This window comes from Caulobacter sp. Root343 (assembly GCF_001425745.1).
In the GTDB taxonomy this organism is placed as follows: Bacteria; Pseudomonadota; Alphaproteobacteria; order Caulobacterales; family Caulobacteraceae; genus Caulobacter.
Genome location: NZ_LMDF01000011.1, coordinates 1 through 21,003, shown reverse-complemented (window position 1 = coordinate 21,003; position 21,003 = coordinate 1). Strand labels below are relative to the sequence as shown.

Annotated in this window: 14 protein-coding genes, 1 tRNA gene and 3 pseudogenes; 9 read left to right on the top strand and 9 right to left on the bottom strand. The window is 63.9% G+C overall.

Going from position 1 to position 21,003, the window contains the following annotated elements:
* Window positions 1-18: 18 nt before the first annotated feature.
* A tRNA-Arg gene (locus tag ASC70_RS21830) sits at window positions 19-95 on the top strand.
* A 40-nt stretch (window positions 96-135) separates the two neighbouring features.
* Here the strand turns inward: ASC70_RS21830 and ASC70_RS21825 are convergent.
* Both ASC70_RS21825 and ASC70_RS21820 read right to left on the bottom strand, forming a co-directional pair.
* Window positions 136-2,103 carry a MacB family efflux pump subunit gene (locus ASC70_RS21825; RefSeq protein WP_056054627.1) on the bottom strand — a complete coding sequence of 656 codons (1,968 nt, stop codon included), beginning with the start codon at window positions 2,101-2,103 and terminating at the stop codon, window positions 136-138.
* Between the two features lie 8 nt (window positions 2,104-2,111).
* Window positions 2,112-3,254 carry an efflux RND transporter periplasmic adaptor subunit gene (locus ASC70_RS21820; protein WP_056054623.1) on the bottom strand — a complete coding sequence of 381 codons (1,143 nt, stop codon included), beginning with the start codon at window positions 3,252-3,254 and terminating at the stop codon, window positions 2,112-2,114.
* Between the two features lie 238 nt (window positions 3,255-3,492).
* Between ASC70_RS21820 and ASC70_RS21815 the strand changes: the two genes are divergently transcribed.
* Window positions 3,493-5,643, top strand: coding sequence for a peptidase domain-containing ABC transporter (locus ASC70_RS21815; protein WP_082539814.1), 2,151 nt, complete (start codon window positions 3,493-3,495; stop codon window positions 5,641-5,643).
* A gap of 12 nt (window positions 5,644-5,655) precedes the next feature.
* On the opposite strand, the gene ASC70_RS21810 is transcribed toward ASC70_RS21815, so the two are convergent.
* Window positions 5,656-6,192 (bottom strand): hypothetical protein, encoded by a 537-nt coding sequence (locus ASC70_RS21810; RefSeq protein WP_056054621.1) that lies wholly within the window; start codon window positions 6,190-6,192, stop codon window positions 5,656-5,658.
* Between the two features lie 1,694 nt (window positions 6,193-7,886).
* Window positions 7,887-8,774 carry a S1/P1 nuclease gene (locus ASC70_RS21805; protein WP_056054619.1) on the bottom strand — a complete coding sequence of 296 codons (888 nt, stop codon included), beginning with the start codon at window positions 8,772-8,774 and terminating at the stop codon, window positions 7,887-7,889.
* A 311-nt stretch (window positions 8,775-9,085) separates the two neighbouring features.
* On the opposite strand from ASC70_RS21805, the gene ASC70_RS21800 reads away from it, so the two are divergent.
* Both ASC70_RS21800 and ASC70_RS21795 read left to right on the top strand, forming a co-directional pair.
* Complete coding sequence (locus ASC70_RS21800; protein WP_082539815.1) at window positions 9,086-9,952, top strand: glycosyltransferase family 2 protein; 867 nt, start codon at window positions 9,086-9,088, stop codon at window positions 9,950-9,952.
* 60 nt (window positions 9,953-10,012) lie between these two features.
* Complete coding sequence (locus ASC70_RS21795; RefSeq protein ID WP_056054614.1) at window positions 10,013-10,492, top strand: toxin-activating lysine-acyltransferase; 480 nt, start codon at window positions 10,013-10,015, stop codon at window positions 10,490-10,492.
* 37 nt (window positions 10,493-10,529) lie between these two features.
* Here the strand turns inward: ASC70_RS21795 and ASC70_RS21790 are convergent, their stop codons facing one another.
* Window positions 10,530-10,760, bottom strand: a complete 231-nt coding sequence (locus ASC70_RS21790) for a hypothetical protein (protein WP_056054611.1) — start codon at window positions 10,758-10,760, stop codon at window positions 10,530-10,532.
* 55 nt (window positions 10,761-10,815) lie between these two features.
* Window positions 10,816-11,163 (bottom strand): hypothetical protein, encoded by a 348-nt coding sequence (locus tag ASC70_RS21785; RefSeq protein WP_056054608.1) that lies wholly within the window; start codon window positions 11,161-11,163, stop codon window positions 10,816-10,818.
* A gap of 148 nt (window positions 11,164-11,311) precedes the next feature.
* On the opposite strand from ASC70_RS21785, the gene ASC70_RS21780 reads away from it, so the two are divergent.
* Window positions 11,312-13,114, top strand: a complete 1,803-nt coding sequence (locus ASC70_RS21780) for a hypothetical protein (protein ID WP_056054603.1) — start codon at window positions 11,312-11,314, stop codon at window positions 13,112-13,114.
* On the opposite strand, the gene ASC70_RS21775 is transcribed toward ASC70_RS21780, so the two are convergent.
* From ASC70_RS21775 to ASC70_RS21765, 3 genes are all read right to left on the bottom strand, one after another.
* The gene (locus ASC70_RS21775) at window positions 13,111-13,797 is read right to left on the bottom strand and encodes a hypothetical protein (RefSeq protein ID WP_056748850.1); all 687 of its coding nucleotides are present in this window, start codon (window positions 13,795-13,797) and stop codon (window positions 13,111-13,113) included. The genes ASC70_RS21780 and ASC70_RS21775 overlap by 4 nt on opposite strands.
* A 79-nt stretch (window positions 13,798-13,876) precedes the next feature.
* Window positions 13,877-15,223, bottom strand: a complete 1,347-nt coding sequence (locus ASC70_RS21770; protein WP_056054597.1) for a condensation domain-containing protein — start codon at window positions 15,221-15,223, stop codon at window positions 13,877-13,879.
* Window positions 15,220-17,010: a non-ribosomal peptide synthetase gene (locus ASC70_RS21765; protein ID WP_162247255.1), complete on the bottom strand. Its 1,791-nt coding sequence runs from the start codon at window positions 17,008-17,010 to the stop codon at window positions 15,220-15,222. Before ASC70_RS21765 ends, ASC70_RS21770 begins: the two co-directional genes overlap by 4 nt.
* 298 nt (window positions 17,011-17,308) lie before the next feature.
* On the opposite strand from ASC70_RS21765, the pseudogene ASC70_RS26055 reads away from it, so the two are divergent.
* The 4 genes and pseudogenes from ASC70_RS26055 to ASC70_RS21750 all read left to right on the top strand — a co-directional run.
* Window positions 17,309-18,347 (top strand): annotated as a pseudogene (locus ASC70_RS26055) (ABC transporter transmembrane domain-containing protein); the annotation flags it as partial.
* 112 nt (window positions 18,348-18,459) lie between these two features.
* Window positions 18,460-19,160: pseudogene (locus ASC70_RS26050) on the top strand (ABC transporter ATP-binding protein); the annotation flags it as partial.
* A gap of 1 nt (window position 19,161) precedes the next feature.
* Window positions 19,162-19,404: pseudogene (locus ASC70_RS25715) on the top strand (hypothetical protein); the annotation flags it as partial.
* Window positions 19,405-19,416: 12 nt separating this feature from the next.
* A partial coding sequence (locus tag ASC70_RS21750) for an ABC transporter ATP-binding protein (RefSeq protein ID WP_162247254.1) occupies window positions 19,417-21,003 on the top strand: 1,587 nt, incomplete at its 3' end.

Here is a 21,003-nt window from a genome sequence, read left to right as displayed (position 1 = left end):
CAAACCCGCGCGAAACGCGGCCCGGTAGCTCAGCAGGATAGAGCAGCGCTTTCCTAAAGCGAAGGTCAGGGGTTCGAGTCCCTTCCGGGCCGCCAGGGAATTTGTTGTCGTTGGACACTGGCGGGCGGCGACAATTCATTCTCGGGCCAGTGCGTCCACCGGATCCAGCGCGGCCGCGTTGCGGGCTGGCAGCCATCCGAAAACGAGACCGACAAGCGTCGATATCCCAAGCGCCAGCAGGACGGACCAAGCGGAGTAGACGAGCTGGAACGTCTTCACCAACAGGCTGAAGATCGCCGCAATCATGAACGAAAGGCCGATACCCAGCGCGCCGCCGATCAGGCAGACAAGCACCGCCTCGATCATGAACTGGCTCATGATATCACTCCGCCGCGCCCCGACGGCTGTCCGCACCCCGATCTCTCGGGTCCGCTCGCTGACGGAAACCAGCATGATGTTCATCACGCCGATCCCTCCCACGAAGAGGGAAATGCCGCCTATCGAGCCCAGCAGGAGCGAAAAGATCAGGGTGATCTGACCGAGTTGCTTGCGCATGCTGTCGCTGGATCTGAGGAAGAAGTCCTGTTTGCCGTGTTCGGTGATGAGGGCGTTTGTAATGGCCGTCTCCGCGGCGGGGGTGGACACCCCGTCGGCGAGGCGCACCGAAATCTGCGAGACATCGGGCTGCCGCACCATCCGGGCCATCACGGTCGTGTAGGGCGCCCAGACCTGGAGCTTTGAGCCCTGGAAGATGACGTTCATGCCTTCGGCCTTGGCTGTCACCCCGACCACCCGCAGCGGCACATTGCCCAGCAGAATAGTCTGACCAAGCGGATCGCGGTTCTCGAACAGTTTCTTCGCCGCCTTGTCGTCAATGACCGCTTCCTGCGCGGCGGCCGTCACGGCGGCGGCGTCGAACATCCGGCCTTGGGCGAGCTTGGTGTTCTGGACGCGGAAATACTGCTCTCCGACCCCATTGATGGTTCCGTTTCCGGACGCCGATCCGGCGCGGACCAAGCGGCTCGTAACGATGGTCGGGCTAACGCTGTCGATGTAGGGCTGCCCCGCCAGCACGGAAAGATCCGATGGCCGGAGGCCGCGGGTTTGCGCGACGCGCGTATCGCCGGCGCTGGCGCCGGCCAGGATGTTCACGGTGTCCGAGCCCATCGACCCGACGCTCGTCATGATGCTTTTCTGAGCCCCGCCGACGATGGCGAGAATGGAGACCACCGATGCGATGCCGATGATGACGCCGAGCATCGTCAGAACGGTGCGCAGACGGTGAGCGTTCATGGCCAGCAACGCCATGTGGAAGGCGTCGCCGAGGCGGGCGACCAACGCGGTCAATCTTTCCTTGTCAGCGAACTTCAGGGTTTCGCCGGGCCTTTTGACCGAGTGCGCCGGGCCGTTCCGCCGATCGGACAGGATTTCTCCGTCGCTGATCTCGATGATCCGGCGGGCGTTCTCCGCGACCTTGGGGTCGTGGGTCACGAGGATGATGGTGTGCCCCTCGGCATTCAGCTCCTGGAGGATCTTCATGATCTCGCCGCCGCTCTTCGTGTCGAGCGCGCCCGTCGGTTCGTCGGCCAGAATGACCTCGCCGCCGTTCATGAGAGCGCGCGCCACGCTGACCCGCTGCTGCTGCCCCCCCGAAAGTTGTGACGGGCGGTGGTTTAGCCGGTCGGCGAGGCCAAGCCGGGTCAGAAGCGCCACGGCTCGGTCGCGGCGAGACCGCGCCGGCGCGCCGGCATAGATCGCCGGCGCCTCGACATTGCCTTGCGCATCGAGATCTGGAAGCAGGTGGTAGCGCTGGAAAATGAATCCGAAATGCTGCCGGCGCAAAGCCGCCAGATCGTCCGGAGTCATCTCCAGCACGGCGCGTCCGGCGATCTTGTAGGATCCGCGACTCGGGCGGTCGAGACAGCCGAGGATGTTCATCAGGGTCGACTTGCCCGAGCCTGACTGGCCGATGATCGCCACCATCTCGCCGGCCTCGATGCTCAGGCTGACATCCTTGAGGGCGTCGATGGGCTGGTCACCGGCGGGATAGCTGCGCCATACGCCGGTCAGTTGCAGAAGAGGGGGGCGGGAATCGGCGGACATCGATCGGTCTATTTTTCGCCAGGCTTGCGGCCGTGGGCGGCGGATCTGTTCAACGCGTCGCCGACAACGACATTTTCGCCGCGCTTCAATCCATCGAGGATTTCGGCGTTCGCGCTGTCGGAGACGCCGACTCTGACCCGCCGGTCCGTCGTCTTGCCGTCCGGACCGAGCACCTTGACGAGATAACGACCATCCGCGCCCCTCTTGCCAAGTGCGCCCGATGGCGCGGTGAGGACGCCCTTGGCCTGCGCCAGGACGACGCTCACCTGCGCCGTCATGGACGAGCGAAGACGGCCATCGGCATTCGGCACGTCGAAGAGGGCGTTGTAGTAGACGGCCGCGCTGGCCGGCGCGGTCAGGGTGTCGTCGGCGTTGTCGGGGGCCGGCTCCACGGTGCGCAGCCTGCCGTAATATCGTCGGGAGGGATCGCCGAGGATCGTGAAATAGGCGACCGAACCGGGGTGAACCCGGACGACGTCCGCCTCCGAGATCTGCGCCTTCACCGTCATGACGTCCATCTTGGCCAGCCTCAAGAGGGTCGGTGACATCTGGACAGCGTTCACGCTCTGACCTTCGCGGACGAGGATCGAGGCCACGACGCCATCGATCGGCGCGATGACGTTCGTCCGCCCCAGATCAACCTGAGCCTTTTCGACCAGAATGCGGGCCTGGGTGACCTGCGCGGAGGTCGTCCGGACGCTGGCCCGCGCCAAGGCGACCTGCGCCGCCGCCTGGTCATACGCCGCGGGCGAAGCGTATCCCTTGTCGAGGAGCGCCTTCTGCCGGTTCAGGTCGATCAGGCTCTTTTCCAGCTGCGCCTGTTGCTGCGCGTTCTGTCCTTGCTGCACCGCCAGGGCCGCCTCGGCGTTGCGAAGGGTATTCCGTTGGATCGCGGGATCAATGACCCCCAGGAGTTGGCCGCGCTTCACCACATCGCCAAGCTTTACCTCCAGTGACTGGATCTGGCCGGTCGCCTGGGCGCCGACATTGACCACGACGAAAGGCTGCAGAGTGCCGGTGCTCAGCACGGTCCTCTCGACGTCGCCCGTCTCCACGTCGGCCGTGAGATATCTGCCGGCGTTGTCGCCTCTCCCCTCGGAGCAGCCTGTGGCGCAGACGAACAGGCCGGCGATCAAGGCGCCGACGATCAATCTTTTACTCATTTTGCGCGCAACGCTTCCCCGTGCCACCCGTGCGTGTAGGGGTATGCCGAGTTGTTGTCCTTGTCACGAGCGGAATGGGCCGATGGGGGCAGCCTCCGGCGCTCGATCAGGCAGGCTCACCTTAGCTTGACAGCGCCTGTCCGATGCGTCTCTAGCGTTGAGCATGGGGACCTGCACGCGCCAAGATGGCGGGCGTCACATGTAAAGATTTCTTGGGGGGATTGCGTTGCCCGGAGCCGATGTGAGGGACGAGCAGGAGAACTTGTGGGAGCGCCTGTTCTCGTCAAAGCGGTTGCGGCTCGTCAACCAAAGCGAAGCCGCCGAATGTGGTCTGGCCTGTCTCTGCATGATCGCCGCCTACCACGGCGTGAACTATTCCATGTCGGAGCTGAGACGCGGTTCCAGCATCTCAACGCGGGGCGCCAGCCTCGGGGGCTTGATGCGCATATCGGAGAAGCTGGGCTTCACGGCCAGGCCCCTGCAGCTCAGTCTCGATGAGCTTTCCAAGCTGGCCACGCCGTGCATTTTGCATTGGGAATTCAACCACTACGTGGTGTTGACCCGCGTCGCGGCAAGCTACGTGGAAATCTATGATCCCGCGTCTGGTCGGCGACGGCTTTCGCATGCGCGGGTAAGCGAGTCGTTCACTGGCGTCGCGATGGAGCTGACGCGTACGGCGGCGCTTCGCGGAGCGGCCCAGATACGCCGGGTCCGCATGAGCGATCTTTGGGGCTCGGTAGTGGGCCTGCGGAGCTACCTCCTGCAGCTCTGCTTGCTGGCGGTCCTCACCCAGGCGCTGGCCATGATCAGCCCGATCATCACCCAGGTCGTGACCGATCGGGCCATCATGCGTGGAGAGGCCGATCTGATCACCGTGCTCTCGATAGGCGCGGTCGCGGTCTTGCTGATCCAGGTCGGCGTTTCATTCCTGCAAGGCATGATCGGCCTGCATTTGGGCACGCAATTGTCGCTCCAAATGAAGACCGGCCTTTTGAGGCATGCGCTTAATCTACCCCTGGCGTGGTTCGAGAAGCGGCATATGGGGGACATACTGGCGAGGTTCTCATCGCTCGACGTCGTTCAACGCTTCATCACGAACTCGCCGTCGACCTTGCTGATGAGCAGCACCATGGGACTGGCGTCCCTTGTGTTCATGTTCCTCTATTCGGCGCCGCTCGCGGGCTTGGTCCTGTTGCTGTTCGCCGCCGCTTTCGGGCTGCGTTCGGCCTATTTTCCGGCGCTCCGCCAGCGCATGGATGACAGCATCACGTACGGCGCTCGAGCCCATACGGTGTTGATGGAGACGATCCGCGGCGCCCGCACCTTCAAGCAGTACAATAGGGAGCAGGAACGCGTCGCCGTCTGGCAGAACCAGCAGATTCACGGGCTGAATTCCAACGTGGCCGTGGCCAGGATGAGCATGCTCGGCGGGTCGGGCCTCAGGTTGATCAACGGCCTTCAAGTCGTGCTGGTTTGGTCGGTTGGCGCGCACGCCGTCGCGCAAGGCCGTCTCACCCTCGGCATGCTCCTGGCGTTTCAAAGTTTCGCCATGCAATTCACGGGGGCGGTCTCCAGTCTGGCTTCGGTCCACTTCGAGTGGAAGACCCTTGGCCTTCACTTGGAGCGCCTGGCCGATATCGTGCATGAAGACGAGGATCCGGCCGCCATCGCGAACTCGCCTGAAGGCGGACGGCCGCTGATGGGGCGCGTTACACTTCGGAATGCGTCCTTCCGGTTCTCGTCTCACGATCCGTACGTGTTCAACAACGTGACCCTGGATATCGAACCCGGGGAATTCATCGCCATCCTCGGGCGCACCGGAGGCGGCAAGACCACGCTTCTGAAGGCGCTCGCCGGATTGGTCCCGCTGACCGAGGGGCAGTTTCAGATTGACGGGCTCCCGGCGGCCGGCTTCGGGCTTCGCAACTATCGCGAACAGATCGGCGTCGTCCTTCAGGACGACCGACTTTTCCAAGGCTCGATCGCCGAAAACGTCGCCTTCTTCGATTCCGAGATCGTCCTGGACAAGGTGAAGGATGCTCTGAAGACGGCTTGCTTCTACGAAGAGGCCATGGCGATGCCGATGCAGCTCGAAACCATGGTGGGGGACATGGGCGCGGCTTTGTCCGCGGGGCAGATCCAGCGTGTGCTGATCGCTCGAGCGCTCTACCGGTCGCCGAAGATCCTCTTCCTGGACGAGGGCACTTCCAATCTTGATCCGGCCACGGAAGCGGCCTTGGCGCGCGGGCTGAAGAACTTGCGGATCACGCGCATCCACGTCTCTCACCGCGAGCGCGCGGCCGAGGGAGCGGACCGCCTGATCCGAATGGAAGATGGCGCCACCCAGGAGGCGGGGGCGACCATAAGTGTCGCTTGAGGCGCCCTGGTCCTATCGTCGAGCGGGTTTCATGCGGGAGTCCAGAAGCAGGCGCAGGATGTTGGAAGGCGGCAGGACGATGGCCGCGTCGAGCCTCCGTCCATGGCGCAACGCCTCCATGACCTCCTGATCCTGATCGGGGCGGGGGGCCAAGGCGACCCGCAGCGTATCGCCCTGGCCGGCCGGCGATCCGGCGGGCGCGGCGTCACTCGCGACCACGGTGGTGGCGATGGAATGCTCGGCGGCGAACTGGGCGCCTCTAACACGGAGGCGGATCTGGCTTTGCGCCGACAGCGCGGCTGGGAACGCGGTCCTTGCCTGAACCAGCCATGCCGCCTCAGTCGGACCGGCGCCGCCGGACTTGGCGACTGGGGGCGAGCCTGGAATCAGCGCCACTTCGTCGAGCGGAATTTTTTCGGTGTAGGGCGTTGCCCACGCTAAGGCCAGCAGGACCGGGATCGCGCCGATCGCGGCGCAGAGATAGATCCTGTAGGTATTTGACTGCCATAGTCGGACGCTGCCGTAAAATTTTCGGCGTCTAGATTCCATGGATTCAGGTCTGAAAAGACTACTCATGATATGCCTTAGAAGTATAAATAGAAGTATGTTTATCTATCTATGATGGTGATGTCGAATGCTTCAACATCGTTTTCGCTTTTCCGCCAGTACCGCATTGGCGGCCTTGCCGGCTCGCTCGACGCTAAACACATCGAAGTGTGAGGTGTAGGCGCCGCGCATCGGACGGCGGGATGCTTTTACGTTGAATGGCCGGTTCTTGACAACGTTGCGGCGAGTCGGTGAAGTGTCCAGGTTGGAAACGCAACCGGGGGTTAAAAATCATGCGAGAAATTAGCGATGCTGAGTTGGCTGGCGTGTCGGGCGCCGGCGCGTGCACCAATTGGGAATACTTTCTGATCGGCGCCTGTGAGGTCAAGTGCGAGGTTCTCCACCCTGCGCCGGGGTTCCTCGAAGAGTGCAGAGACGACTGCCATGAGAACGCCGACTGCGACTGGTAAGATAAAGGGCGGTTAGCGTTTATTAGCGCTAAGCGTTCGTAACTATGCATAGGAAGTGAAGGCGCTGGGCGATACTCAAAATACGTATCTGCCTTGCGATGCTGTAAGTCGCGGGCCGCTTAGTGGTCACGCGCCTTCGATTTCCAGCCTATTATCCAAAAATACATATTCGGAAATTCATTACGATTAAGGTGCTGCCGTTGCCGGGCTTGTTTCACGCCAGAGCATGGGAATAGTTTCCTTGGCGATCGCCTTGGAAAGCGTCAGGTAACGCTAACCTGATCAATGTGGTTATCTCTGCGCTGGCGTATTTTCGTCAGGCAAAAAATTGGACGTGTTGGCTAAATTGTTTGGGGTGTTGTGTATACCCCGAGCCCGTCAGATTAAGCTCAAATACTCCAGATCTCTATTGTTGCTATGTTATCTCGCTGTCGCTGGAACGCTCCCAGCGCATTGGACGCTCGGCGCCATGGCAATTGAGCGAGTCCCTGAGGTTGATCGATATGTTGTTGACAACATTAAGGGGAGTTGCTGAGGTGGCTGGGTTAGAAAGCGCAACTTGGGGTTAAATCATGAGAGAGCTTAGCGATGCTGAATTGGCTGGCGTTACAGGCGCCGGAGACTGCAACGCCTGGGAAGCTATGCAGATCATAGCTTGTCAGCTCGGGTGCATCATACTCCACCCGGCGACAGAGGATGCATGTCAAATTGACTGCATCGCAGATCAGGGGTGTTCATTCACCTGATACTATACACGCCATCGCCATTCAAAATTCAGTATTGAAATCGAATTTCGAGCGGAGGTGAGGATAATTAAGAATAACTTGCTGCGCTTATTCTTGAGCGTTGTTCAAGATAATTATTGTATCGGCGGCGTTTTTGGTGCTGGCCAGTATTGACATGGCCATGATGATGTCGCCATCGCTGGGATGGGTTATGATCTAATCGTTTAGAGCGTACCCATCGCTCGTCCCGGCGATCTTTCGGAATTTAAGCCCATTACCCTGGACGGTTTGTTCCTTGTGTTCAGCCCGGCGTCGCACGTTATCCGCCGGATAAATAGCTCGGACATGATGGTTGGGCGCGCCGTTGCGTCGGCGCCGAGGCTGGGGAAAGCGCGAACGGGGGCGCCCATAGCGCCCATCGCGTCGGATCGACAGGCGCCTCGCTATCGACAGCCGGATCAGCGCTCTCAATAGGAACGAACGAGATCCACCGTCGCCAAGCTCACAAGATGTCCTTGGTCGCCGAAGGCGCCGTCGAGCCCAGGATGCGGTTCAATGTGAACGCCAGGCGCACGCCAGCCCGCTTCAATTGAAGCGCGGTCGCCGCTCGGGCCGCCGCGTCATAGCCTTTTGGCAAGAACACCGGGGCGGAGTCGGAAGCACAAGCTTGCTCGGAACCGATCGCGTAGGCGGTCGTCCTGGCGACGTCGAAGCTTTCCAGCGCCCACTCCTCGAGATGACCCGACTCCCAGGCCGCGCGGTCGGCTGGCGTGATCTCGGCGGACAGGCGGCTCGCCAATTTCGCGGCGTCCGGTTCGATCGTCTCGACCGCGATGGTGTCCCAGTACTTCAGCAGGTCGACAGTCCCGGCGCGCCCATAGGCCACGCGCACGCAGCTCCCGCTGAGATCCTGGTTGTCGGCTGTGTGCAGCGGCTGATGCAGGTCTCCGATCAGGTGCAACACGAACTTGAACGCGACCAAGCGCGCGGCTGGGGTCGTGCCGGGGTCGGCCAGTTCGCGCTCGAACGTTTCCAGGCGGCGCACCAGGCAATTCTGTTTAGGCGCGTCCGCGACCGGCATCTGGCCGCCGCATGCCGCGTCCACATCCGGATCATCCAGCTGGATGTCGACGAAATGCCACTGCGCGGTCTCGGGGCGGGCGCTCACCAAGGCGTCGGCCCATGAGGCGCGCGCGATGAAATCCTTGGCCGTCAGGTCATCATCGTCGACGGCCAGCAGCGCATCGACGGCGGCCGCGGCCTTGGGATTTAGATAGGTCAAAGCAATCTGCGCGACCGCGGCGTGCCCGGTCCGTCCCCAGGCGCAAGCCAAGTCGGGCGCGGCGACGGCGGCGGAGAAGAGGAAGGCGAAGGCTAGGGCGCGGCGCATGTTCAATTGATCCGGACGAGAAGGGATCGACTCGGGGACGCCTATCGCCCCGCGAAGCCTCGGTTTCAGTCATACGGCAATATCTTAGGTTGCAGGTCAATCATGTTCGCGCACGTTAAGGCTAGCGATCGCGTTCTACGCACGGAATAGGTGTTCTCTGCCGGCGCGACTACGAGACCATGCGTGGCGAGCCCTTGGCGCAACCTCATATTGACGAGGGTGAACGGAGTCGGTGAAGTTGAGCGGGCGGGCAGGGCCTGGCGGCGAGTGTCGCTGAGGTCTCAAGCTGGCTGGGGGCATATCGGGCGGGCATGGAGCTTCTCAGACAACGCGGCTCGCGGCGCGCGCGCGGAGATTACGATCTCGCGGTCATGGCCATATTTCGGAACGAGGCCCATGTGCTGGCCGAATGGCTTGACCACTATGTCCAGTTTGGCGTCGAGCACTTCTATCTGATCAACAACCGCAGCGACGACCACTTCGAGAGCGTGCTGGCGCCGTACCAGACCGCGGGCTTGGTGGATCTGTTCGATTGCGACGAGGAGGGACGGCAGAACGGGGCCTATGCCGCCTTGTTGCCCCTTCTGGCGCGCGAAACGCGATGGATAGGGGTCTTCGACCTCGATGAATTCATCTATCCGCCGGCGGGAGGTGCGATCGGCGATGTCCTGGCGCGCTGTTCGGCCTACGACGCGGTTCTATGCCCGTGGTTGAGCTTTGGCTCCAACGGCCACCTGGACCAGCCGCCGAGCGTCGTCGACGGGTTCACGCGGCGTGGGCGCGCCGGGGTCAGTCGAGCCTTTCTCAAGGCGATATCGAAACCAGCGAGCATCCAGGAAATCTCCCAGCACAACCCCATCACTCGCGGACCCAAGGTTCTGTCGTCTGGCGACAGGCATGGAGACGAGCTGTTCTTGAACCTGCGGGAACGCGACCTGACGCGGTTCTCGCTCGTCAACAACCACTATCGTCTTCAGAGCCGCAGCTATTTTCGAGCGGTGAAGACCGGCCGGCCCGAGGTCAACGAAGCCGTGGCGGGCGCGTGCAAGGCGATGAAGTTCTTCGACGAGAACGACGCGGGCTGGAACGAGGTGGTCGACACTCGGCTGGCCGATCTACGCCGCGCGCACCTGACTCGGGACATGGCCATCCCGGAACCGTGGCGGGGGAAGGCATGACGGCGGCGAAGCCATTGAGATGCGCAGCGATCACGCGCCACAATCTGTCCGTGAGGGGCGATGTCGGATTCCGCTGAGTTGGCCGTGGCGCGCGTCGATGTTCAATTGGGCGCGATCGTGAAGGTGCTCCTGGCCACGCCGCGCAAGGCGTTCCGGATCGGCGCCCTGGAGCCTCAAGTGCTGCCTGCGCTGAACGTCGATCAGGCTGTAGTGCTCCGCGATCAGCGCGGCGCGGTCCAAGGCTACGCGCTGTGGGCCTTTGTCACCGACACGGTCTTGCACGAACTGCTCACCGACCCGATGCGGCTGCTGCATCGGAGCGAGTGGAACGAGGGCCTGAACCTGGTGATCATGGATTTCGTGGCCCTGCCAGGGGCCACGAGGGCTCTGGCGCGCAGGCTACGAACGCGCGAACTGCGAGGTTTCGAGAAGGCCTGCGGCATTCGGCGGACCGAGCAGGAGGCCGCTCGACTGATGACATTCATGCGTCGGCGCGGCGAAATCCTCGATCCCCCTGACATGTCGATGCGGCGGGCCTAACCCTCTGGCCTCCCACGGGGCGCTCGCCGCCTCGCGGCTACCAGTCAGGATTGATCGGACACTCGGTCGCGGAGAAGCGCGCCTTGATGCCCATGTCGCACCCGCAGGAACTGCAGGTGATGGTGTTGTCCTTCTTTATCGACAGAGCGCAGGTCCCGCAGGCCTCCAGCCTTGCTTGAAAGGCCGGTTTGGCGAGCAGCGCGAAGCCGCTCTTGGCGACCTTCGCCGCCGTCTTCAGGAAGGCGCCCTTCGGCGCCTCATCGTCCAAGATTTCTTCCAAGAAAACCCCCCATAAAAGCGGCGATAGAACAGATCTGCGCGCCTTAGGCGTCACAGCTGTCGATGATTTCGGTCAGGCTTCGTACTTTGGTGTCGAAGTCTTCACGGCCAAAGAACCCGATCCATCGGCGCTTTCGCTCGCCTCCGACGAAGTAAAGGAGCTGGGGGAATTTGCCGGCAAGGTACTCATTCAGGAAGGCGCTCGTGTCTTCGTCGGGATCAGCGAGATGAAACATCAGCAGATCGGGCTCGGAACGCTCCTTGAAGGTGATGGCGAGCGCTTCCTTCATGGCCGTACAGGCCTTGCAGTTGGATAGTCCCACGAAGACGAAGCTTCGGTCCAACTGCGCGAACCGCCAAAGATCCGAACCGTCGCTGCTTTCCACAAGCATACTGATTATCCCCCCTCGCGAGACTCGCCAAATGCGTCCCACGCCCTAGAGCACAATCCCACATTGCGCGAAGGCTGCAAGCCTATAGAAAGGAGAAAAGCGGTTTGGCGGTGCGGCCGGGCCGCCAAAACGGGCGGGGGAATCGCGGGTGGATCGTTGCGTCGACGACTGGCTGGACACCTCCGCGCTGGAGGGCGGCTTCTCGTCGTTGACGCTTCACGACCTCGGCTCCAGCCTCTTCGCGCCGCTCTCAGCACGGCCGTTGGCCAGCGCGCGCGTGCTCTGGATCAACGCGCGCTGGTTCGCGCAACAGGGCGTCGATTTGAGTTGCCGGGCGACGGCCGAAGCCGTTCGACACCGCCTTCTTGACGCCTTCGCGGTCGAGGCTCTGGCGGGTGACCCCCCCTTGGGAAACGACAGTCGCGAACACGCCGTTCTTTGGGCCGATCGCTACGGCGGATCGACCGGGGGCGCCCAGGGAGGCAGCGGACGTTGCGCCGTCCGCGGCGCGTTCAACATCAAGGGGGTGGGGCGGACCCCGCTCGCATCGGCTGACGTCGATTGGGACCACCGACACGGCTGGCTTTGGCTGCCCGAGGCGCTCCGTGAAGCGATCTGCTCGGAAATCGCGCGAGCGGAGCTGCCTTGGGGAGGGGCTCCCAGCATCGCCATCATCGACGTCGGCGAAACCGTTGAGGATCCCGCTGACCCGAAGCCTGATCTCTTTCGGCGGCGCGCCCTGATTGTCCGGCCGAACTTCGTGCGTCCGGCTCACTTTGAACGCAGCATCTATTTTGGATCGGCCGGAACACGCACCTCCGACCAGTTCCTCGACGCCGAGCGCACGCGAGAGGCCTTTGAGGCCGCTCTCGGGATCGCGGGAGGATCCGCCGAGTTGTTCGCCGCCGTGGACGAGATGTTCCTACGCTTCGCTGACCAACTGGGCGCGGCTCGCGCCAATAAACTCTGGTCCGGGCGGTTCATGTCGGCCAACACGACCATCGCGGGCGAGTTGGCCGATTTCGGCATTTTTCGAGCCGTGCCCAATTGGCGGAAGCTGACGGGGATCCCGGGGGAGCGGCTGGGCGAGGATATGCCCCACCTCGCGACTGCGGTCCGCTCGATCTACTATTATGCCCGCAAGTACGCCCACGCTGGCGTGGACGCCGGACGCGGCGAGGAAGCCCTGATCCAGGCCGTGGAGGCCGGCGTCGAACGCGCCTTCATTCGGACGTTGCTTGGGGGGCTGGGCCTCGACGAAGTCGCGCACGCCGACCTGCGCGATCGGCTGACGCCGCTGTTGAGACGCTTCTACGACCTGCAGCAGCGTCACGTCATGCGGGCCAATAGTCCGGAGGCCGAGGCTTCGCTCTGCCTCCACGATTTCCTGCTCCACGACCTGGCCGAGCCTTCGGCGCTGGCTGAAGTCGCCCGGTCGATCGTCCAGGCGATCAGCGAGCATAATGCGGTGTCGGAGACACAGATGGTCAGCCTGGCCAACCTCCGCCGCTGGTTGGCGCCGCGCCCGAGCCTGTACTACGTCGCGTTGACGGAGGCCGTTGAGACGGTCGCGAGAGACGTCGTCGCGGCCGGTCAGGAGGGCGAGGCGGTCACCACCGAGTTCATCGATCGCATGATCGCGCTCTCACGCCGCACTTGGTCTCTGCTGCCCGCCGGCTTCGAGATCGATGGCGTGGGCTATCGCGCGGGATCGGCCGTCCTCTACGTCAGGCGCCCGGAAACGGGCCAGCCCGGCGTCTGGATCGAGTGCGCCGCCGCCAAGGGCGTGGTCTACCCCTTCGGGCGGCCGGTCGCCGCCGATGCCGGGCTTGGCGAAGTGATCCACGGTGAGCGGCGGGCGCTGCTCTATGCGCCGCTGAGCGGGGAAGGAACTCCTGAAAGCGCTACGATCGGCGGCGAGCATTTCACCCTTCCCGCGCCCATGCTCTAGGCCGGATCGACGGCATTGATCTTGGCGTAGCCCTGCATGTGGGCGTGATAGCTATCGTGCTCGGGACTGCCTGGCGTCAGCAGCGACGGATTGCGGATCCAACGGACGCCCTTGCGTGTCACGCGAGCCGGGTTGCCGGCGATGACGACGTGTTCCTCCGCGAACTGGCCCGTCACCACGCTGAAGGCGCCGACAATGATCTCGCTGGCGATTTCGGCTCGCTTGGTGACGTAAACCCCTTCGCCCATCCAGACGTGATCGCCGACGACGGTGCGTGATGAAGTGTCGAGATATCGGCCGGTTTCGAGATCGAACAGAAGATGGGGAGACTCGCCGCACCGGATGACGATGCTGTTGGAAAACATGCAGTTCGCGCCAATGGTCAGGGTGTTCCCGGAGTTTGGAAGGAGGAACTGCGTATTCCACTCGACGGAGAAGCCGTCCGCTATGGTGAGTCTTGTCGCGTCCGCGGCGACGTGGGTGCCGACCCGGATCCTGAGCCCCTTGAGTTGGACGCTGTTTCCGATGCGGATGCGGTTGCCGTCGCCCCTGATGCTGAGGGTCAGGGCGCTGTCTTCCTGCGCGTCGCCGATTTCGACGACGTTGTCGTCGCCGACGATCTCCCCTTCGACCCGAACGTTCGCTCCGGTCCGAACCTGATTGTCCGCGCCCGTGATATCCATGATCACTCGTTGCCCATATCGACCGAAGACGGCACGGCGCCGCCGCTAAGGATCAAACGTCGCCGCGAAGCTCGCTCGATCAAGACTGCTCCCCGCGATCAATAGCCTTGCGGAGGACGCGAATAGAGGCGTCGGGCATTTCGCAAACGGCCGACAGCGCTTTGCCAAGCCGCGCGCACAGGCCGGGAATGCGGCCGGCGCCAAAACGGACATAGGCCGATAGCCGATCCTCATCGACCCGGAGCACCAGATAGTAGCAGTCCCGTGGTCTTGTCACCGCGCGCGTCGGCTGCGGAACCTTGAGGCCTGGATAGCGCGCGCTGCCCGGCGCGCCACGCCCGCCGATGAAGTTGAGCGCCGGGAGGTCCCGCGGAAGGCTGGCCTCCCACAGGTCGTACTGCACGAACTCGTCGCGGACGAACGCGTGTGCGCGGGCCTCGGTAAGCGCTCGGGTGGTCGCCTCGAAGACGTCGTGGAAGGTCGAAGCCTGGCGCAGATCGCTGATGACGTAGAAGCGGTCGGCCAGATTGCCGACCGTATGGAGCAGGCCGCTGCTATCGCGGCCGGTCGTCACGATACGCGTCGCCACCCGGCCATCGCCGGCGTAGTCGAGAAGGCACAGGTTGTGGACCGACAGGAACAGCGTGAAGGGCGTGGTTTTCAGGCGCCGAGCGAGCAGGCTGAGGTCCGACCAGGAGGGAGATGAAAAGGTGACGTGCTCGGGCTCGGATATCTCCGAGCGTGGAAAGGTGAGCACCGGAAGATCAGATAGGCGGGCGAACGCGGCCTTCCGGGCCGAGGCGCCTTGGGGTGTCGACATCCAGTCGGCGATCGCACGCAGGTAATCGCCGTAGGCGACGCCCTTCGGAAATGCGGGAGGCGGTTTCCCGTCGCGGGCAGCTTCATACAAGCCGAGGAATTCTCGCCTCAGGATGGCGACCGAAGCGTCGTCGCAAACGAAGTGGTGGACGACGAAGCCGACCGCGCTCAGGGTTTCATCGATCCGAACGACATAGAAGCGGCTGAGCGGACCCGCGTGAACGTCGATCGCCTCCCAAACCAAGGCGCCGATCGCCTCCCGTCCCGCCTGTTCGCGGGCATGGGGTGGAAAGTCGCGTAAATCCAATGTCTTGATCGACAAGCCGCTAGCTTCGCCAGGCACGAGCCATGGCGCGCCTTCGCGTTCCTCGATTCGGCCCATGATGAACGGGTGTCGGTTCGCGATCCCTTCGAACGCCGCGAGAGCGGCGGCCGGATCGAGATGCTCGATGAAGATCAGGTCATTCGTGCCGTTGCTGGTGTCGGATTTCGCACCGCCTGTCACCAGACCCTGCCAGGCGCCGTGGTGATAGCTGCGCACCGGGCCATGCTGCGCGCCGATGTCGAAGCGAAGGCCAGAAACGTCCTCGGGGATCGCGTTTATCACCGCGCCACGCTTTCGAGCGTCACATCCACGACGGGGCGATCCCGTTCCGTCGCCGCCGCCGTCGCGGCGAGATAGGCCGAGAAGCTCGAGGGAGTCGGATGCTCGATAAGGCCGGTAACGTTGAGATCGCGCTCCACGGAGGACGCGACCAGGAATACGGCGTTCAGGGCCGCCAGGGAGTCGCCGCCCGCGCCGAAGAAATCCTCGTCGAGCCCGAGAGGCTCGCGTCCCAGCACCTGACCCCACATCTCCGCGATCGTCTCCGCCAGCCGCGCGCTTCGCTCCACGCTGGTCGTCGGGGAGCGCGGCGCCGGAGCCAGCGCGGATAGCGCCGAGCGATCGACCTTGCCGCTTGTCGTGAGCGGCAAGGTCTTCATCCAAACGAAGACCGAGGGGATCATGGATTCGGGAAACCAATCGCCCAGATGCGCGCGGAGCTCGGCGTCGGTGGGCGCATCGGCGACACATTGCGCGACCAGAAACGCCGCCAGACTCTTCCGGTCCTGATCGTCCACCCGCACGGCCACGGCCGCTTGGCTTACGCCGCGCGTCGCCAGTAGACGCGCTTCAATCTCCCCCGGTTCGATGCGTACGCCGCGAAACTTGATCTGCGCGTCAGCGCGGCGCAGGAAGACCAGCGCTCCGTCGGTCCGGCGGTAGCCGATGTCGCCGGTGCGATAGAGACGCTCGCCCAAGCCGGGGTAGGATTGAAACCTGTCGGCGTCGAGGTCGGGCCTGTCCAGATAGCCGCGAGCCAGTCCTTGTCCGCCGATCAGGATCTCGCCCGGAGTGTCGGCAGCGGCGGGCGCGCCGAAACTATCCACGACGTGCGTCACGGTGTTGCTGAGCGGGACGCCGATCGGGATCGCGGCCGCTTCGAAATCCTGCCGCGTCACCCTGTGCATGGTGGCCCAGATCGTCGCCTCGGTTGGGCCATAGGCGTTCCAGACCGTCGCGACCCGCATGCTCAGCCCCCTGGCCAGGTCCGGGTCGAGCACCTCGCCGCCAGCGATGGCCTGGACGTGCTGGCCGCGCCATCGCGTCTGGAGGAGCGCTCGCCACATCGACGGCGTTCCTTGCACCACGGTGGCGGGTCGAGCGTCGAGCGCCTCGCACAGGCGAACGGCGTCCCGCGTCACGCCCTCATCCAGGAGATACGCCGTTCCGCCGGAAATCAGCGGAAGGAACAGCTCGAGCGCGGAGATGTCGAAGCTCAGGCTCGAGGTGGCGGCGAAGACATCGCTCGCGGAGAAGCCGATCGTGTCGCGGACGCTTCGCAGCAGGCTGCACAACGCGGCGTGATCGACGATGACGCCCTTGGGCGCTCCGCTCGAACCCGATGTGAAGATGATGTAGGCCGCGCCCGGCTCCGTGGACGTAGTCTTGACGCATGCATCGCCCTCTCGCGCAGGGCGAGACACATCGATGCGCCCGGCCGGGGTCGCAAGGTTAGGCAGCCTTCGCAGCGCGCTGGCGTAGAGGATCGCCGCGGGACGGCACTGGTCTAGCGCCATCTGGACCCGCGCCACCGGGCTCGCCAGGTCGAGCGGCACATAGGTCGCGCCGATCTTCCACACCGCCAGGCACGCCACCAGCATGTCCAGCGACCTGGGGATATACAGGGCCACACGATCCGCGGGCGCGACACCGGCGGTCGCAAGGCGCCGCGCCAGGTCGGATACCGCCTCGTCCAACTGAACGTAGGTGTAGGCGCGCTCGTCCCATATCACCGCGATCGCATTCGGCGTCGAGCGTGCCTGGGTCTGGAAGAGGTCGTAGACGGACACGCTCGGCGTCTCGGCTTCGAACTGCCGAGCGGCCTCATGGTCGTCTCCACCGTCTCTCATTGGATCCCCTGTCACACGGTCCTCGACATGCGGGCACCGGCAATCTCATTTCTGGCAGTTCCGCTTACGCTTGGGTAGCGTGACTGGCTGACGCTCGTCTAGGGCGTGGGCGCGGGCGGCTCTAAAGAGTCCGTCACGCAGGCAAGCATCCTCACTTTCGGTTGAATGGTTCGGGCAACGGTCGCTAAGCTTGCGTTCCCTATTTCGCCGGTTATGGTTGGCTTCGGGGGAAGCGAACATGCATCAGGAATCCGACCAGACGTCGCTGGACGGCCGTCGTTCGTGGCGTCTTTTCGCTCGCCTCTATCGAGAATCGATGAGCCGGCATTGGCGGCCTCTGATCCTGGCGCTGCTCTGCATGGTCGCGGTCGCCATCGCCAGTTCAACCCAGACCTATTTGATGGGTCCCCTGATCGACAAGGTGTTCATCGCTCGCGATGGGACGCTGCTCTGGCTCATGGCCGGCGGCGTCTTGGCGATCTTCGCCGTGCGCAGTTTGGCGCGCTACCTGCAGGAAGTGCTGCTGGTCATGGTCGGCCAGAAGATCGTCGCCGAAACCCAGGACCGCCTCTTCCATAAATTGCTGCGCCATGGCGTCGACCCGGGGGAGGGCCAGCCCTTCGGGGCGCTAGCGGCCACGTTCGTCTATGACGTCAACATGATGCGCCTGGCCGTCTGCGACGTCTTCCTGATCGCCGGCAAGGACACCCTGACCATCCTCACGATGATTGGGCTGATGGTCTACACGAACTGGAAGCTGGCGTTGGTGTGCCTGGTGCTACCGGTGCTGTCGATCCTGCCGATGAAATACATCGGTCGCAGCATGCGAAACATTTCGCTGCGCACCCAAGCCGAGGTCGGAGCGCTCTCGCAGTCGCTCACGACGGCCTTCCAGGGCGCGCGCACGGTCAAGGCCTACGGCCTCGAGCCCATGTTGCAGGCCGAGGGCTCAAAACAGATGTCCCGGGTCGCCCGGCTGGTGATCCGCGGGGCATGGATCGGCGGCGCCATTCTGCCGATCGTCGACGGCTTGGGCGGGATCGCGATCGGCATCGTCATCCTTTTCGGCGGCTGGCAGGTGATCGCCGGCGCCATCACGCCAGGGAACTTGTTTGTTTTTGTCGGCGCGGTCGTGGGCGCCTATGCGCCGATCCCTTCGCTTTCCAAGGTCAACAGCACCCTCCAGACGGGTCTTGCGGCGGCGGAGCGTGTGTTTGAGCTGATGGATCGCGAGCCGTCGGTGCGGGTTTCGGCTTCGGCGACGGCGGTGCCGCGGGNCTGGTTTTCGTGGGCGCCGTCTATGGCGCCTATCAGCCGCTGCGTTCGTTGGCCCGGGTCAATGTCGACCTCCAGACGGGTCTTGCGGCGGCGGAGCGTGTGTTTGAGCTGATGGATCGCGAGCCGTCGGTGCGGGTTTCGGCTTCGGCGACGGCGGTGCCGCGGGTTTCGGGCGCGGTGCAGTTCGAGGACGTGCGGTTCCAGTATGGCGCTGACGGCGAAACGGCCCTGGAAGGGGTGAGCTTCGTGGCTCCGGCTGGGCAGGTCACGGCGCTGGTGGGGGCGACCGGCGCGGGCAAGAGCACGATCTTCAATCTGATCGCCCGCTTCTACGATCCGGACCAGGGCCGGGTGCTGGTCAACGGGGTCGATCTACGGACCGCCGATCCTGGCGCGCTACGCGACAACATCGCCCTGGTCAGCCAGGAGATCACGCTGTTGGACGACACCATCGCGGGCAATRTCCGCCATGGACGGCTGGACGCCACGGACGCCGAGGTCGAAGCCGCCGCCCTGGCCGCCGGCGTTCAGGATTTCCTGGCCCAGACGCCCTTGGGTTTGCGAACGCGCGTGGGCGAGAACGGCCTGCGGCTGTCGGGCGGACAGCGTCAACGCATCGCCATCGCCCGGGCGCTGCTGCGCGACGCGCCGATCCTGTTGCTCGACGAAGCCACCAGCGCCCAGGATCCGGTCTCGGAACGGCAGATCCAGCACGCCATCGAACAGTTGACGCGCGGCCGCACCACCATCGTCATCGCTCACCGCCTGGCGACCATCCGCGACGTCGATCACATCCACGTCCTCGACCGGGGNGCCATCGAACAGTTGACGCGCGGCCGCACCACCATCGTCATCGCTCACCGCCTGGCGACCATCCGCGACGTCGATCACATCCACGTCCTCGACCGGGGRCGGATCGTGGAGTCCGGCTTCCACCAGGACCTCCTCGACAAGGCCGGGCTCTACGCACAGCTCAGCGGCATGCAAAATCCCAGGGGACGCGGCGATGGCCCAGCGTTGGCGCGGCGCGCCAAGACCCTTTCTCCCCTCAATTGAGAAGGCGCGATGATGTCGTTGGATCCGACCTGGGGACCTGCTCGTGAACGGACCAATTCGTGGCGGCTGATCCGCAGGCTCTATAATGAATCCCTGCGCCTTCACCTGGGGCCGCTGATCCTGTCTTTCGCCTGCATGGCGCTCATCGCCGGTATGGCCTCGGCTTACACCTACTTGATGGGGCCACTTGTCGATCGCGTGTTCATCGCGAGGGACGCGAGCCTGCTCTGGCTGATTGGCGCGGCCGTGGTGGCCGTCTTCGTCGTGCGCAGCGCGGCAAGCTATGTCCAGGGCGGTTTGTTGACGATGCTGGGTCAGAGCATCGTTCTTGACCTGCAAAAGCGCCTCTGGGCGCGGTTGTTGCGCCAGGATCTCGCCGCCCTTCAGGCTCAACCGTCCGGCGCCCTGGTCGGCGTCTTCACCTACGACGCCAATCTGTTGCGCGTGACCGTCTGCAACTTCTTTCTGCGGATCGGCAAGGACTGCATGACGATCAGCAGCATGATCGGCCTGATGTTCTATACCGACTGGAAGATGGCGCTGTTCAGCATCGTGGCCGCACCGCTGTCGATCTTTCCCATGCTCTATCTAGGGCGGCGGCTGCGCGAAGTCTCGTTGAGGGCCCAGGAGACGATCGGCGGTCTGAGCGCGAGTCTCACCCAGGCCTTCGAATGCGCGCGGCTGATCCACGCCTATCGGCTGGAATCGGTGGTGGAGGCGAAGGTTCGTCAGCAGGCCAACGGGGCGGCGGACCTGTTGATCACCACCACCAAGGTCCAGGCGGCGATCCTTCCCGTCTTCGACGGTCTGGGCGGCCTGGCGATCGCCGCCATGATCATCTACGGCGGCGGCCTGGTGGTCGGACAGGCGATGACCCCGGGAAACTTCCTGGTTTTCGTGGGCGCCGTCTATGGCGCCTATCAGCCGCTGCGTTCGTTGGCCCGGGTCAATGTCGACCTCCAGACGGGTCTTGCGGCGGCGGAGCGTGTGTTTGAGCTGATGGATCGCGAGCCGTCGGTGCGGGTTTCGGCTTCGGCGACGGCGGTGCCGCGGGTTTCGGGCGCGGTGCAGTTCGAGGACGTGCGGTTCCAGTATGGCGCTGACGGCGAAACGGCCCTGGAAGGGGTGAGCTTCGTGGCTCCGGCTGGGCAGGTCACGGCCCTGGTGGGGGCGACCGGCGCGGGCAAGAGCACGATCTTCAATCTGATCGCCCGCTTCTACGACCCGGACCAGGGCCGGGTGCTGGTCAACGGGGTCGATCTACGGACCGCCGATCCTGGCGCGCTACGCGACAACATCGCCCTGGTCAGCCAGGAGATCACGCTGTTGGACGACACCATCGCGGGCAATRTCCGCCATGGACGGCTGGACGCCACGGACGCCGAGGTCGAAGCCGCCGCCCTGGCCGCCGGCGTTCAGGATTTCCTGGCCCAGACGCCCTTGGGTTTGCGAACGCGCGTGGGCGAGAACGGCCTGCGGCTGTCGGGCGGACAGCGTCAGCGCATCGCCATCGCCCGGGCGCTGCTGCGCGACGCGCCGATCCTGTTGCTCGACGAAGCCACCAGCGCCCAGGATCCGGTCTCGGAACGGCAGATCCAG

Coding starts and splice junctions, on each gene's coding strand:
- ASC70_RS21825 (WP_056054627.1), bottom strand. CDS start 2,103: ATGTCCGCCGATTCCCGCCCCCCTCTTCTGCAACTGACCGGCGTATGG.
- ASC70_RS21810 (WP_056054621.1), bottom strand. CDS start 6,192: ATGGAATCTAGACGCCGAAAATTTTACGGCAGCGTCCGACTATGGCAG.
- ASC70_RS21805 (WP_056054619.1), bottom strand. CDS start 8,774: ATGCGCCGCGCCCTAGCCTTCGCCTTCCTCTTCTCCGCCGCCGTCGCC.
- ASC70_RS21800 (WP_082539815.1), top strand. CDS start 9,086: ATGGAGCTTCTCAGACAACGCGGCTCGCGGCGCGCGCGCGGAGATTAC.
- ASC70_RS21795 (WP_056054614.1), top strand. CDS start 10,013: ATGTCGGATTCCGCTGAGTTGGCCGTGGCGCGCGTCGATGTTCAATTG.
- ASC70_RS21785 (WP_056054608.1), bottom strand. CDS start 11,163: ATGCTTGTGGAAAGCAGCGACGGTTCGGATCTTTGGCGGTTCGCGCAG.
- ASC70_RS21775 (WP_056748850.1), bottom strand. CDS start 13,797: ATGGATATCACGGGCGCGGACAATCAGGTTCGGACCGGAGCGAACGTT.